The organism is Rossellomorea sp. NRS-1567, from assembly GCF_050467885.1.
In the GTDB taxonomy this organism is placed as follows: Bacteria; Bacillota; Bacilli; order Bacillales; family Bacillaceae_B; genus Rossellomorea; species Rossellomorea aquimaris_C.
Window position 1 is genome coordinate 244044 of the sequence record NZ_JBITPL010000010.1, and the last position, 13427, is coordinate 257470.

At 43.4% G+C, this 13427-nt stretch carries 13 protein-coding genes and 1 other annotated feature; of the genes, 4 read left to right on the forward strand and 9 right to left on the reverse strand.

All coding sequences use genetic code 11. The features are described from left to right. Positions 1-26 precede the first annotated feature (26 nt). Positions 27-956 carry a cysteine synthase A gene (gene cysK / locus ACIFOD_RS06830; protein WP_113969809.1) on the forward strand — a complete coding sequence of 310 codons (930 nt, stop codon included), beginning with the start codon at positions 27-29 and terminating at the stop codon, positions 954-956. Between the two features lie 86 nt (positions 957-1042). Here cysK and ACIFOD_RS06835 read toward each other — a convergent pair whose 3' ends face one another. Genes ACIFOD_RS06835 through pepV form a run of 3 tightly spaced genes read right to left on the reverse strand, consistent with a single transcriptional unit; the run spans position 1043 to position 3617 of the window. Next, entirely contained in the window at positions 1043-1321 is a 279-nt protein-coding gene (locus ACIFOD_RS06835; RefSeq protein ID WP_430314024.1) for a hypothetical protein, read from the reverse strand. Between the two features lie 13 nt (positions 1322-1334). Next, positions 1335-2189 (reverse strand): D-amino-acid transaminase, encoded by an 855-nt coding sequence (gene dat, locus ACIFOD_RS06840; protein WP_430314025.1) that lies wholly within the window; start codon positions 2187-2189, stop codon positions 1335-1337. A gap of 21 nt (positions 2190-2210) precedes the next feature. After that, complete coding sequence (pepV, locus tag ACIFOD_RS06845; RefSeq protein ID WP_430314026.1) at positions 2211-3617, reverse strand: dipeptidase PepV; 1407 nt, start codon at positions 3615-3617, stop codon at positions 2211-2213. A gap of 1021 nt (positions 3618-4638) precedes the next feature. On the opposite strand from pepV, the gene ACIFOD_RS06850 reads away from it, so the two are divergent. Next, positions 4639-4860 (forward strand): DeoR family transcriptional regulator, encoded by a 222-nt coding sequence (locus ACIFOD_RS06850; RefSeq protein ID WP_113969813.1) that lies wholly within the window; start codon positions 4639-4641, stop codon positions 4858-4860. A gap of 112 nt (positions 4861-4972) precedes the next feature. Here ACIFOD_RS06850 and ACIFOD_RS06855 read toward each other — a convergent pair whose 3' ends face one another. After that, positions 4973-5698, reverse strand: a complete 726-nt coding sequence (locus ACIFOD_RS06855) for a pseudouridine synthase (protein ID WP_430314041.1) — start codon at positions 5696-5698, stop codon at positions 4973-4975. 135 nt (positions 5699-5833) lie between these two features. Between ACIFOD_RS06855 and ACIFOD_RS06860 the strand changes: the two genes are divergently transcribed. Then, entirely contained in the window at positions 5834-6061 is a 228-nt protein-coding gene (locus ACIFOD_RS06860; RefSeq protein ID WP_113969815.1) for a hypothetical protein, read from the forward strand. A gap of 130 nt (positions 6062-6191) precedes the next feature. On the opposite strand, the gene ACIFOD_RS06865 is transcribed toward ACIFOD_RS06860, so the two are convergent. After that, a complete protein-coding gene (locus ACIFOD_RS06865) occupies positions 6192-7811 on the reverse strand; it encodes a putative polysaccharide biosynthesis protein (RefSeq protein ID WP_113969816.1) in 1620 nt (539 codons plus the stop codon). Positions 7812-8013: 202 nt separating this feature from the next. Between ACIFOD_RS06865 and ACIFOD_RS06870 the strand changes: the two genes are divergently transcribed. Continuing rightward, positions 8014-9276, forward strand: a complete 1263-nt coding sequence (locus tag ACIFOD_RS06870; RefSeq protein ID WP_430314027.1) for an NAD(P)/FAD-dependent oxidoreductase — start codon at positions 8014-8016, stop codon at positions 9274-9276. A gap of 50 nt (positions 9277-9326) precedes the next feature. On the opposite strand, the gene ACIFOD_RS06875 is transcribed toward ACIFOD_RS06870, so the two are convergent. The 4 genes from ACIFOD_RS06875 to ACIFOD_RS06890 all read right to left on the reverse strand — a co-directional run. Beyond that, on the reverse strand, positions 9327-9509 hold the full coding sequence (locus tag ACIFOD_RS06875; protein WP_397554480.1) for a sporulation protein Cse60: 183 nt from the start codon (positions 9507-9509) through the stop codon (positions 9327-9329). A gap of 255 nt (positions 9510-9764) precedes the next feature. After that, entirely contained in the window at positions 9765-10079 is a 315-nt protein-coding gene (locus ACIFOD_RS06880) for a rhodanese-like domain-containing protein (RefSeq protein ID WP_430314028.1), read from the reverse strand. A gap of 258 nt (positions 10080-10337) precedes the next feature. Continuing rightward, the gene (gene leuS / locus ACIFOD_RS06885) at positions 10338-12752 is read right to left on the reverse strand and encodes a leucine--tRNA ligase (protein WP_430314029.1); all 2415 of its coding nucleotides are present in this window, start codon (positions 12750-12752) and stop codon (positions 10338-10340) included. Between the two features lie 89 nt (positions 12753-12841). After that, positions 12842-13063 (reverse strand) — a binding site (T-box leader). Positions 13064-13227: 164 nt separating this feature from the next. Continuing rightward, positions 13228-13427: hypothetical protein (locus ACIFOD_RS06890; protein WP_430314030.1), on the reverse strand; the 200-nt coding region annotated here is incomplete at its 5' end.

Sequence of the window (13427 nt, forward strand, 5' to 3'; positions counted from 1 at the left end):
GAACGTTTTCTGAAAGGAAGTTGACTATGAAAGTTGTACAAAATATCGCTGAACTGATCGGGGACACCCCCCTTGTCAAATTGAATCGACTCAATCCTGCTGACGGAGCGGATGTATATGTTAAATTGGAATTCTATAACCCGAGTAAAAGTGTGAAGGATCGTGCAGCCTTTCAAATGATCGTTGAAGCAGAAAAGGAAGGCTTCTTAAAAGAAGGCTCAACCATCATAGAGCCCACAAGTGGAAACACGGGTATCGGACTTGCCATGAATGCAGCAGCAAGGGGATATCGCGCAATCCTGGTCATGCCCGATACGATGACTCAAGAGCGTATTAATCTGTTAAAAGCATACGGAGCTGAAGTAGTCTTAACACCTGGAGATGACAAAATGCCAGGTGCCATTGAAAAAGCGAAAGAATTAACAGAGCAAATTCCCAATAGCTTCATGCCGATGCAGTTCGAAAATGATGCGAACCCGGATGCCCACCGAAAGACGACTGCCCTCGAGATTGTGGAGGCCATGAAAGAAATCGGCAAGCCCTTATCTGCATTTGTTGCGACTGCCGGAACGGGCGGCACGATTACAGGGACTGGCGAAGTGTTAAAAGAGCACTATCCGGATCTCGCCGTTCATGTGGTGGAACCGGCGGGATCCCCGGTTCTATCCGGAGGTAAGCCAGGTAAGCATAAATTAGTAGGAACGAGCCCAGGGTTTGTTCCGGATATCCTGAATACCAGTGTCTACGATGAAATCCACAAAATCGAAGACGAGCATGCCTACGATATTGCCCGCAGAATGGCAAGTGAAGAAGGTATCCTGGTTGGACCTTCATCAGGGGCCGCTTGTTATGCAGCCATAGAAGTGGCGAAGAAATTATCACCTGAAGATGTAGTCGTGTGCATAGCCTGCGATACAGGAGAAAGATATCTATCAAGTGACCTGTTTAGGTTTTAATTACAAAATCGGAACCGGCTTGCCCCTCGAGCCGGACGATAACCAAGAGAGGCTGCGACCATGACGGCGCAGCCTCTTTCTTATGTTTATTTAACCTTATGATACTGCGTGATGAAATGTTCAGGAGAAGACTTAACAACAAACGTCCACACTCCTTCTATCGTGTGAAGATACAAAAAAGTATAGTAAGCTGACAACGGCTTGCTTGTCACATCCATCACGTCCTTAATGGTGAAGCTTTTCATAGGAGTCTCGATTCGATCATTGTATAAATAAAGATGCTCCTCTGTCTCTACCGTGAATTGCTGGTTGTCTTCTATTCTTCGTTCTGTCTTCATAAATGGTTGTGAACAAATCAATCTCATTTAAAGCCTCCAACTATTTTACCGGGCTTTGTTCCCTTTTTCTCTCACTAAAGAGTGCCTGCAGCTTTTTCGTTACAGAACCGGGTTTCCCATTCCCTATCACCTGTTGATCGATCTTAATGACGGGCATTACTTCTGAAGTCGTACTTGCGATGAATACTTCATCCGCTTCGAGAAGATCAGGGACAAGAAACGTCTCTTCTTGAAAAGAGATAGCATTTCTTCTGCATAAATCTTCAATGACTCTTCTCGTAATGCCATTGAGTATCAAGTTTGTTACGGGATGCGTGTAGATGACCCCACCTTTTACCATGAATGCATTCGAAGAGGAACCTTCCGTCACCGTATCACCTCGATGCAAAATGGCTTCGAAATGGCCTTCAGAAGCCGCTTCTTCTTTTGCAAGCAGGTTTCCGAGAAGATTCAAGCTCTTAATATCACACCTCAGCCACCTGATATCTTCAACCAGCTTAGCTGTTACACCTTGCTCCATCTGGCGAATAGGAACAGGGAAGTCTTTCGTATAGGCAACGACACTTCCCTTTACATCTTTCGAAGGAAAATGGTGCTGACGGGAAGACACACCGCGTGTCACTTGTAAATAAACAATCCCGTCTTTCACTTGATTGGAATCGATAAGCTCAAGAAGATGCCCAGTCAGTTCTTCTTCTGAATACGGAATGGACAGTTTCATCTTTTCAGCACTTTGATAAAGTCGCTCCATATGCTCCTTCATCGTGAACGTGTTTCCACCGTATACGCGAATCACTTCATAGATTCCATCCCCAAATTGATAACCGCGGTCCTCAATATCAATCTTCGCATCGGCACGATCGATGACTACCCCATTTACAAATACTGTGTTCATTCTTCTCTCCCCTTGTCTCTCTTAAGATTCACATGCTAATTCATAGATAGCCTGTGCGTAAATAGCCGTTGCTTTCAGGAGATCCTCTATATACATATATTCATCCTTCTGATGAGCAATATCTTCACGGCCGGGGAATAAGGCCCCAAAGGCTACGCCTGCCTCTAAGCTTCTGGCATAAGTCCCTCCACCGATGCTTAATAACTCGCCTCTCTCACCGGTTTGATCCTCATATACTTTTTTCAGCGTTTGAACGAGTTCATCATCTTTAGACACATGATGAGGTTTGCTATCTGAGAAGTTCTCAATCGAATAGCCTTCTATGTTCTCAATGATTGCCTTTCCTTTTTCCATCTCAAACGTAACCGGATAACGCATGTTTAATCCTAATCGCCCGCCATCAGCATCTGAATAGCGCAGCTTCCCTACGTTGATAGTTAAATCACCCGTAATATCGTCACGGTAACTTACACCGAGTTGAATTCCTCTTGAATCTTTAAAGAAATGCTTGGACGTGAACTCAAAGAATTCTTTTCCTTGAGAAGATAGAGGCAGCTGTGATAAGAATGCAGCTAAGTATAGACCCGCATTCTTCCCATTGTCCGGCTCCATTCCATGTGAAGAAACGCCTTCGACTTCAAAAACAAGCTCGCCGTTTTCAATGTAATAGTTCCCTTTGATGTTTTCTTCCTTAGTGAAAATTTCAAAGTTTTGAACCCATTTTGTGTGGTCCTCTTCGACCAGCAGGACCGCTTTGGCATAGTCAGGAACCATGTTGTAGCGGCGTCCGGACTCAAAAGACAAGACTTTGATGCCCGATTGAGACGTCTCCGCCGATTTTGTTTGGACTAAATCATAGTCGGCGATCCCTTTTTCTGCATGGATGATCGGGAAGTCCGCATCAGGGGCAAATCCCATTGTAGGCATTTCTTCGTTTTTAAAATAGTGCTCTACACATCTCCAGTCGCTTTCTTCATCTGTTCCAATGATCATCCGGACCCGCTTATTGAAGGTTGGATCAAGATCCTTTACGATTTTCATGGCATAATAGGCAGCCATTGTAGGACCCTTGTCATCGATCGCTCCACGGGCGAAAATCTTACCGTCTTTTATCTCACCGCCATAAGAATCGACGCTCCATCCATCCCCTTCAGGCACCACATCCACATGACAAAGAATACCAAGAAGATCATTTCCTTCCCCAAATTCTAAATGACCGGCAAGATGGCCGACATTCTTAGGGGTGAAACCGTCTTTTTCACCAAGGGTTAACAAATAGTCCAGCGCCTCTTTCACACCTTTCCCCAGCGGTGCATCCTCCGTCGCATTCTCTTCATCCAGCACACTTTTAATTTGCAGAAATTTCTGCAGATCCTTAAGCAAATCGTCTTTCCGCTTCTCCACTTCATTCGTCCAATTAATACCCATTCGTATCCACCTGCTCTATATGTATTTACTTCTACATTCATTTTATACTGTTTTATGGGGAAATCCAAACAGAGAGAATCCTCATGTCAAGGTCTTCCTCTGCTCAATGAGCATACTGCTTGAATGAAAGTTAATAGTATGAAACATGGACCGTTCCTTTTCGCTCCAGGCACTTCCTTTCCGCGGGGAGGAAGTCGAGCCTCCTCGGGCTATGCCCTGTGGGGTCTCGACCTTTCCTCTATATCCCGCAGGAGTTAAGTGCCTTCCTCTACAATCCACTCTGTGCTACTACATTTTCATTACCTTTAAGTATTCATAGAGAAACACTTAAAAACTCCTATTCTAAATAGGTTGAGCGTTTGTTCTAAAAACAAAGTAACTACAAAGGAATTAAAGAAAATTTTATGTTAGCTCATAGATCGGTAGATAATTGAACCATCTTTCAAATGAATCAAACAATGATCCATGGTAAATAACCTTTTGTAAAGGGTGCAGTAGTCCGTTTTCTCTAAATTGTTTTTGTCACTTTTAAGCTCTGTCACGAAATTCCCTTAAAGATGGTGAGGGGAACTGCGTAGACTCCTGCAGAAGTACGGACGTGCCGAGACCCCGGAAGCGAAGCTGAGGAGGCTCGGCCGAACGCTAGCTACAAGCAGAGCGGTTCCCCTCACCATCCAAGCACACGCTTGTTGACAGAGCTCCTGGCAGATCTTATGATACAAAACAACAATCTTTCTTTACCAAAAGAGCTTTATAAGATAAAAAATACATATATTTAGCATTTTCTTCATATTCTAGGAATACAACCATCAAGTTACTACGTAAATTGTTTGTAAATTTGGACAATATTTTTGAAATTTTGTCGGATTAGGAGTACAATGTAATTGTCTGACATCTTATGAGTAAACTTTATATGTAGAAAAGGGGTTGTCTAAAGCGCATAGTACATATGGTAGCACGTGAGGTGCACAAACGACACATGTAGTCTTTGCCTTTGGAAAAATGATGAGGGAGTGGTTCTTTGAAACCTTCAACCAATCGTATGCTAACTAGAATCAAAGCTGTGTACATGTACATTAATCAGAAAGGTACTGTAACAACTCAAGATCTTGTAGACGAATTTGGCATTACTCCTCGCACCATACAAAGAGATCTCAACGTGTTAGCGTACAATGACTTGGTGCAAAGCCCGAGTCGGGGTCAATGGACAACTACGGAGAAGAAAGTGAAGATGACTTCGTAATCAGATTTGACGGATTATCTCCCAGATCTGATCACAGAATAGCGGACTAAAATGACTTTTCAAACAACGAAACGGGGCAGCACCTTTACCGAAGGGTGCTGCCCCGTTTTTTTTATTCAGGCTTGTATTCTTTTAGTAGTGTTACTTCCTCTTCGGTCAGCTCACGGTACTCACCAAGCTCCAAATCTTTATCAAGCTCTAGCGGCCCCATCGTTAAACGCTTCAGATACATGACGCGCTTCCCTACGCTTTCAAACATTCTTTTCACCTGATGAAATTTGCCTTCAGTAATCGTCAATTCAATATCAGAGGTCAATCCTGATTTTAAAATCGTCAATTCCCCCGGCTTTGTTTCGTAGCCATCTTCCAACGTTACCCCTTTTTTGAAAGCTTCCACATCCGCTTCTGTCACTTCCCCGTCAATCACGGCAAAATACGTTTTCGGAACATGGCGCTTTGGAGAAAGGAGCTGGTGGGATAATTGGCCGTCATTCGTAATGAGGAGGAATCCCTCTGTATCCTTATCGAGCCTTCCGACCGGAAATGGATTGAATATTTGATCTTCCAATTGAAGTAAATCAATGACGGTTTCATCCTGTCCATCTTCTGTGGCGGAGATGACTCCAGGCGGCTTATTCATGAGAAGGTAGATGAATTCACGATACTCAACCTGCTCTCCGTACAACATCACCGTATCTTTTTCCGTATTGATATGTACTTTCCCATCCTTAATGACCTCTCCATTGACTTGAAGACCGCCATCCTTTAATAATTTCTTTACTTCTTTCCGGCTGCCGTAACCCATATTGGCAAGCATTTTATCTATTCTCACATTAATCACGCTCCGTTTATATATTATGTTGAATTATCAGTGATTTGACCCGTCCATAGGCACCTACCCATTCATGTTTCTATTCTTAACATAGGCTACTAAAGGTAAGCAACTTTGATAAAAATAATTGAGGTGAAGCGTATGTATCCATATCGACAACAAGGTTCAGGTGGATTATTAATCCCTATTCCACTCCCTGGAGGCGGCGGACAGGGATATCCAGGTTTTCCTGGTCAAGGGTATGGCGGCGGCATCAATGACCGGCTAGATCGACTCGAGAGACAATATGAGCGTCTGGACCGTAAAGTCGACCGCTTGGAACGAAAAGTAGAGCGACTTGAAAGACAGCTTGGGTATTATAATAATTAGCGTTTCCATTTCACATTTATAGGTAAAAAATGAATAAACCCATTAAATAAGAAAGAGGCTCACTTTCCATTACGGACCTGCGCCAGAAATAAAAAAAGGGATGATCGGCATGTATCATCCCTTTTCCTTTTTACCCTATGCGAAGTTTACTGCGAATTCTCGTGATTTTATCCCCGAATAATCGATCTGCCAATTTACTTCTTAAGCTTAAGTAGAAGTAAACGAGTGCTCCCACCCCGCCACAGATCGCGACGAGAAGAATCGATTGGAACCCGGACTCAGGGTTGAGGAATTGAACCAGTATACCATACAGCACCAATACCACTACTGCCATGACGGCATTCAGTGCTCCAATGAACATGGTTCTTCTCATAATCAGTCTGAATTGATATCTCGCGTATTTCTTGATGATATACAGATTAATTAGAATCGCTACCGAATACCCAATTACAGTGGCGATGACTGCACCTTGAGTTTCAAACAAGCGAATCAATGGTATGTTCAGGACAAGCTTGAGAAGCAGACCGACAAGCAAGCTGAAGATTGTAAATTTCTGTTCGTCAATCCCTTGAAGGATCGCTGCCGTAACAGCAAATAAAGCAAACAGAATCGCAACAGGTGCATATGATCTTAAAATAGACGTTCCTAATTCATCACTGTGATAGAACATTGTATACGTTGGCTCAGCTAAAAGCGCAATTCCTAAAGCTGCCGGTACTGTTAAAAACAATAGAATTTGAAACGTTTGGTCGATGTTTCTACGCATCGTTTTCCGGTCGCCGCTTGTATAAGACGTCGTAATCAACGGAATCAGCGTCATAGAAAAGGCGGTTGCCAATGACACTGGAATAATCACAAGCTTATGAGTATAGAAGTTCAATACGGCAAAGGCATGATCGGAAACTTTCGCATTTCCAATCGCAGACATCGCAGTGTTAAAGGTAATCTGATCAACCAGTTGAAATAACGGATTGGCAAGCCCTACAAAAATAAACGGAATCGAATAGGCGATGATTTCTTTGTACATCGATCGTAACGAAACCTCTTCCTGACCGCGATCTTCCTTTAATAGCTCGTCTAAATGAGGCTTTCGTTTAAACCAATACCAAATCAATGCCCCGAGACTTGCCAGCCCCCCGACAAATGCAGCAAACGTAGCTACAGAAATGGCGGTTGTCACTGATCCGTCCAAGATGTTTAATACAACATAAATCCCGCCCAGTAAGAAGATAATCCGGACAATTTGTTCGATCACCTGGGAAACCGCAGTCGGCCCCATGGATTGATGACCCTGGAAAAATCCCCTGATCAAGCTCATAAACGGAATGATGATCAGTGCAAAACTTACTGCCCGAATGACGGTTGTCACCTGTGCAACCGAAATGACCTGCTCATCACTTTTGATCGTCATTTCAGCAAAAATTGGTGCAAATGCATACATAATGAGGAACGAAACAATCCCCGTCAGCGTCATCAACACCAAGCCTGACTTAAATAGCCTTCGTCCTACAGCATATTCCCCTATGGCATTATATTTTGAAACGAATTTCGAAACGGCCAGGGGCACACCTGCAGTCGCTACAGTCAGAAAGATTGTATAGGGTACATACCCATATTGATAAAGGGAAGCTCCCTCTTCATGACCTTTTAACAAATCATCAAACGGTATAACATAAAAAAGACCCAGAAACTTCGAAATAAAGGTCCCTAACGTTAAAATAAACGTCCCTCTTATTAATTTAGATGACATAGTATCCCTCTCTATATATCTTGTTGCTCATTAAACAAACAAAATAAAATCCTACTTGAATATTTACACACTATCAGTAGTTTACTACTGTACGAATCGAATGACAATTTTTTTCGAATGTTGTATTTAAAACCCATCCCATTTAAAATAAGGAGAAACTTCTTTTGAAAACGAAAGAGCAAAACTAAAAGTTGGTGGAAAAATGGTAAAAAAATACGATGTGATTGTCATAGGTGGAGGACCATCCGGATTGATGGCGAGTATCGCAGCCGGTGAAAACGGGGCGAACATCCTTCTTGTGGATAAAGGAACGAAGCTTGGTAGGAAGCTTGCGATTTCCGGAGGCGGCCGCTGCAACGTGACCAATCGACTTCCCATAGAAGAAATCATTAAGCATATTCCAGGAAATGGACGTTTTTTATATAGTGCCTTTTCCGAGTTCAGTAATGAAGATATCATCGCTTTCTTTGAAAAGCTGGGAATACAATTAAAAGAGGAAGACCACGGCAGGATGTTTCCCGTATCGAACCGGGCCATGGATGTTGTGGAAGCCTTATTGAAGCGCATGAAGGAGTTAAAGGTGGATACCCGGACGAGCACAAGCGTGGAGGAAGTTCTGTACGAAAATGGCGAGACGGTCGGAATCCTCTTGAAAGACGGGGAAACCATTGCCGCAAAGGCTGTCGTCATCGCGGTTGGAGGCAAGTCCGTCCCTCATACCGGATCGACCGGGGATGGATATCCTTGGGCCACGAAAGCGGGGCATACGATTACCGACTTGTTCCCGACGGAGGTTCCCCTTACATCGGACGAGCCTTTTGTTAAAAAGAAAGAGCTTCAAGGACTTTCATTGCGCAGCGTTGATTTAAGCGTATTAAATCCTAAGGGAAAGAAAATCATCACGCATAAAATGGATATGATCTTTACCCATTTAGGAATTTCCGGACCGGCTGTTCTCCGTTGCAGTCAATATGTAGTAAAGGCCATGAAGAAATGGAACCTGACCCATGTTGCAATGCAAATCGATTCCATGCCTGATCAAAATGAAGAACAGCTATTCCAGACTCTTCATAAGCAAGTGAAGGAAGAGGGAAAGAAAGCCGCGAAGAATATATTCAAAGGATTGGTCCCAGAGAGGTACCTGTTATTTTTACTCGACCGTGCAGAAATCGATCACGATGAAAAAGGAGATCATATCTCCTCAGAGAAGATCCGACAGTTTACCAAGTTGTTAAAACAATTCACCTTCAATGTGAACGGTACATTATCCATTGATAAGGCGTTTGTAACGGGCGGCGGAGTCTCCATTAAAGAAATTGAACCGAAAACGATGGCTTCGAAAAAGATGAACGGACTCTTCTTCTGTGGGGAAGTGCTTGATATCCACGGATATACTGGCGGCTATAACATTACTTCTGCCCTTGTTACCGGTAGACTTGCCGGTTTTAATGCAGCAAAAGTATAATGCAAAAAGAAAGGTTGATCCCATCTGCATCTGCAGTACGATCAACCTTTTTATTTTCTGTAAACAACCATGGCCGAGAAACAATAAATTTGATCTTCCACTTCCTCCGACAATGCTGCTACATGATATTTAATATCCACGATTTTTTTATCTTCCAGTTTACTAAGAAACTGGTTCATATCTTTCTCTAAATCTTTCTCATGCTCATAATCGAAGACTTTCACTTGAATCATAGAGCTCCCTCCCCATTGTTGATTGATATTAGTATCGTCAGAATATTTAATTTTCAAACAATTGATGGGGGATTTTTTATATTGGATTGAATGTGATGGGAGGGGGATTTCGGAATTTCGCCGTTATATTTTGAATTTCGCCGTTAAATCAATTTACCGGAGTATTTTCACACTGTCAGCCAGACTCAAATACATCAAGAAAAGAAAAAAGCCCACCCTTTATTAAAAAAGGATGTGCTTCGCTCAGAAAAAACATTATTTCTTCTCAGCTGTCTCCCCAGCCCAGTTCATCATACCGCCTTCCATGTTCACCACTTTGTATCCTTGTTCCTGCATGTAATGAGCGACATTTCCGCTGCGGTTTCCTGAACGGCAGATAAAGATGTACTCTTTGTCTTTATCAAATTGATCAAGTGACTCAGGAATCTCACCCATTTTGATATGCTTTGCTCCAGGAATCACTCCCTCTGCCACTTCTTCATCTTCACGAACATCCACCAAAAGCAGATCTTCACCATTTTTCAACTTTTGCTCCAACTCATCAGTCTTAATCGTTTTAATTGTATCCATTCTTCTCAACTTCCTTTCATAATTCATTCATCACAATTATACCAAAGCCCTTCTCCCAAACAAAAAAATCAGATTGAAAGAGGGACGGACCTCAATAGAACGCTGATTTAAAGCGATTTGCGATCAATTTCCGGCCCATATAGAGGTCCGTCCCCCTAAATAGAAAAGAGGGACGGACCTTGGTGAAATACAGAATCCCCAATTGATAGTATTTCCTAACAATCAGATGCATTTCAAGGTCCGTCCCTCAACACAATATTAGTTAGCTACGATGTTCACTAGTTTGCCAGGTACGGCGATGACTTTGCGGATGGTTTTTCCGTCGATTTGTGTTTTGATTTCATCGTTTTCCATGGCGGTTTTTTCTAGATCCTCTTTATTCATATCGCGAGGGATCATGACTTTGGCTTTCACTTTTCCGTTCACTTGAAGGACGATTTCGACTTCGTTGTCCACAAGCTTCGATTCATCGAATGTCGGCCATGCTTCGTAGGAAAGCGTTCCTTCGTGACCAAGCTTGCTCCAAAGTTCTTCTGTCATATGCGGAGCGATCGGTGCCAGCATTTTAATGAAACCTTCCACATAGTTCTTAGGAAGTGTATCAGCTTTGTACGCATCATTGATGAATACCATCAGTTGAGAAATTCCTGTGTTGAAACGAAGCCCCTCGTAGTCTTCCGTCACTTTCTTAACGGTTTGGTTATACGTTTTGTCCAGGTCACTGTTCGGTGCATCTGTCACCTTAGAGGATAGTGTACCATCCTCCTCAACAAGCAGGCGCCATACACGATCAAGGAAACGACGGGCTCCGTCCAGTCCGTTTGTGCTCCATGCAATGGACGCTTCCAGTGGACCCATGAACATTTCATATAGACGAAGGGTATCTGCTCCGTGAGATTCTACCACCTCATCCGGATTCACAACATTCCCTTTTGATTTACTCATTTTTTCATTGTTTTCCCCGAGGATCATTCCTTGGTTGAACAGCTTTTGGAATGGCTCTTTCGTTGGAACTACGCCGATATCATAAAGGAACTTATGCCAGAAACGGGCATACAGCAAGTGAAGGACCGCATGCTCGGCTCCTCCGATATACGTATCCACCGGCAGCCAATTTTCCATTTTCTTCGCATCAGCAATAGCATCTTCGTTATGTGGATCGATATAACGAATGTAGTACCAGCAGCTTCCTGCCCACTGTGGCATTGTGTTTGTTTCACGGCGGCCTTTTTTACCTGTTTCAGGGTCTTCGACATTCACCCATTCACTGATGTTCGCAAGTGGAGATTCACCTGTACCAGACGGTTTGATCTCAGTCGTCTTCGGAAGTACAAGAGGAAGCTCGCTTTCCGGGACGGTCGTTGTTGTACCGTCTTCCCAATGGATAACTGGAATCGGCTCGCCCCAGTAACGCTGACGGCTGAATAACCAGTCACGCAGACGGTACGTTACTTTTTTCGTTCCGATATTCTTCTCTTCTAACCATGAAATGGCTTTCGAAATCGCTTCTTCCTTCTGCAGTCCATCAAGGAAACCGGAATTCACATGCTCCCCGTCACCTGTATAAGCTCCTTTCTCAACGTTGCCTCCAGCGACCACTTCCACGATTGGAAGGTCGAATTCTTTGGCAAACTCATAATCTCTCTCGTCATGAGCAGGAACAGCCATGATGGCACCAGAACCGTAGCTCATTAGAACGTAATCGGCAATCCAGATCGGCATTTTGCTTCCGTTAGCCGGATTGATCGCATAGGCCCCTGTGAATACACCCGTTTTTTCTTTTGCAAGATCTGTACGTTCAAGATCACTTTTTGACTTGATCTTGTCGATATACTCATTCACTTTCGAGCGTTGTTCCTCAGTTGTGATTTTCTCGACGAACGGATGCTCAGGAGCAAGAACTGCATACGTTGCACCAAAGATCGTATCAGGACGAGTCGTGAAGACATCGAATGATTTGTCATGGCCATCGATCACAAATTTCACTTCTGCTCCTTCAGAGCGTCCGATCCAGTTGCGTTGCATGTCTTTAATGCTTTCAGGCCAGTCTACATCTTCAAGGTCCTCAACAAGACGGTCGGCATAAGCGGTGATCTTCAGCATCCACTGCTTCATCGGACGGCGCTCTACTGGATGCCCTCCACGTTCGCTCTTCCCATCGATGACTTCTTCATTGGCAAGGACCGTCCCCAGTGCCGGACACCAATTCACGGCAACCTCATCCACATAAGCCAAGCCTTTTTCATAAAGTTTGGTGAAGATCCATTGTGTCCATTTGTAGTAGCCTGGATCTGTTGTATTGACTTCGCGGTCCCAATCATAAGAAAACCCTAGTGATTTAATTTGACGGCGGAAGGTATTAATGTTCATCTCTGTGAATTCTGCCGGGTCATTCCCTGTATCAAGGGCATATTGCTCAGCCGGTAAACCGAATGCATCCCACCCCATCGGATGAAGGACATTGTACCCTTGCATACGCTTCATGCGGGAAAGGATGTCCGTTGCCGTAAACCCTTCCGGATGTCCTACGTGAAGACCTGCGCCTGATGGATACGGGAACATATCCAGTGCGTAGAAATTGGATTTCCCTTCGTCTTCCGTCGCCTTGAACGTCTTGTTTTCTTCCCAATACTGCTGCCATTTTGTCTCAACACTTCTATGATCAAAACTCATATTGAGATCCTCCTTTAATTTTCATTCGAAAGGCAGGTGGTGCCTTTCTTTTTTAAAAAAAAATAAAAAAACTCTCATCCCAAATAAATATTTGGGACGAGAGTTTGTATTAACATTCTCCCGCGGTACCACCCACATTAGTGTACGCGCACTCAGCTTCATTCATCCTTAACGCGGAAAACGGCAAGTCTTACTGATGTTCACACTTGCAACTCAGCAGGCGAGTTCATGATGCTTCTGGTTGACTTTCACCACCCGTCAACTCTCTACGACAGAAATCCATCATTACTACTCCTGATCAACGTTTCGATATAGGTAAACAATATATGTATTCACTATTTTAGTGAAAAATATACAGAAGCGCAAGCCTATTGTTGGTTTGCGGATGAGATTATTGCCATTTTATTTAATTCTATGAGATTACAGGTGACACTCACGAGTAATTTTGTCCTCTTTGATGAAAAATCCAGCTGTATCAATCAAATATCCGGACGTTTCCGAGAAGAATCAAGTCGGTTCTGAAAAATCCGGCCGATTTGTCGAAGAATCCGGCCGTTATCGAGAAAAATCCAGCCGTTTTGACCAAGAATCCGGCCGAAACCGCAGAAAATCCGGCCGTTTTCATTAATAATCCAGCCGATTTACATTTTACACGATTAAGTCCATATAATTGTG

Excerpts from the sequence above, each read along its gene's own strand:
- cysK (WP_113969809.1), top strand. The coding sequence starts at position 27 with ATGAAAGTTGTACAAAATATCGCTGAACTGATCGGGGACACCCCCCTT.
- ACIFOD_RS06835 (WP_430314024.1), bottom strand. The coding sequence starts at position 1,321 with ATGAGATTGATTTGTTCACAACCATTTATGAAGACAGAACGAAGAATA.
- dat (WP_430314025.1), bottom strand. The coding sequence starts at position 2,189 with ATGAACACAGTATTTGTAAATGGGGTAGTCATCGATCGTGCCGATGCG.
- pepV (WP_430314026.1), bottom strand. The coding sequence starts at position 3,617 with ATGGGTATTAATTGGACGAATGAAGTGGAGAAGCGGAAAGACGATTTG.
- ACIFOD_RS06860 (WP_113969815.1), top strand. The coding sequence starts at position 5,834 with ATGTATCCATATCGACAACAAGGTTCAGGTGGATTATTAATCCCTATT.
- ACIFOD_RS06865 (WP_113969816.1), bottom strand. The coding sequence starts at position 7,811 with ATGTCATCTAAATTAATAAGAGGGACGTTTATTTTAACGTTAGGGACC.
- ACIFOD_RS06870 (WP_430314027.1), top strand. The coding sequence starts at position 8,014 with ATGGTAAAAAAATACGATGTGATTGTCATAGGTGGAGGACCATCCGGA.
- ACIFOD_RS06875 (WP_397554480.1), bottom strand. The coding sequence starts at position 9,509 with ATGATTCAAGTGAAAGTCTTCGATTATGAGCATGAGAAAGATTTAGAG.
- ACIFOD_RS06880 (WP_430314028.1), bottom strand. The coding sequence starts at position 10,079 with ATGGATACAATTAAAACGATTAAGACTGATGAGTTGGAGCAAAAGTTG.
- leuS (WP_430314029.1), bottom strand. The coding sequence starts at position 12,752 with ATGAGTTTTGATCATAGAAGTGTTGAGACAAAATGGCAGCAGTATTGG.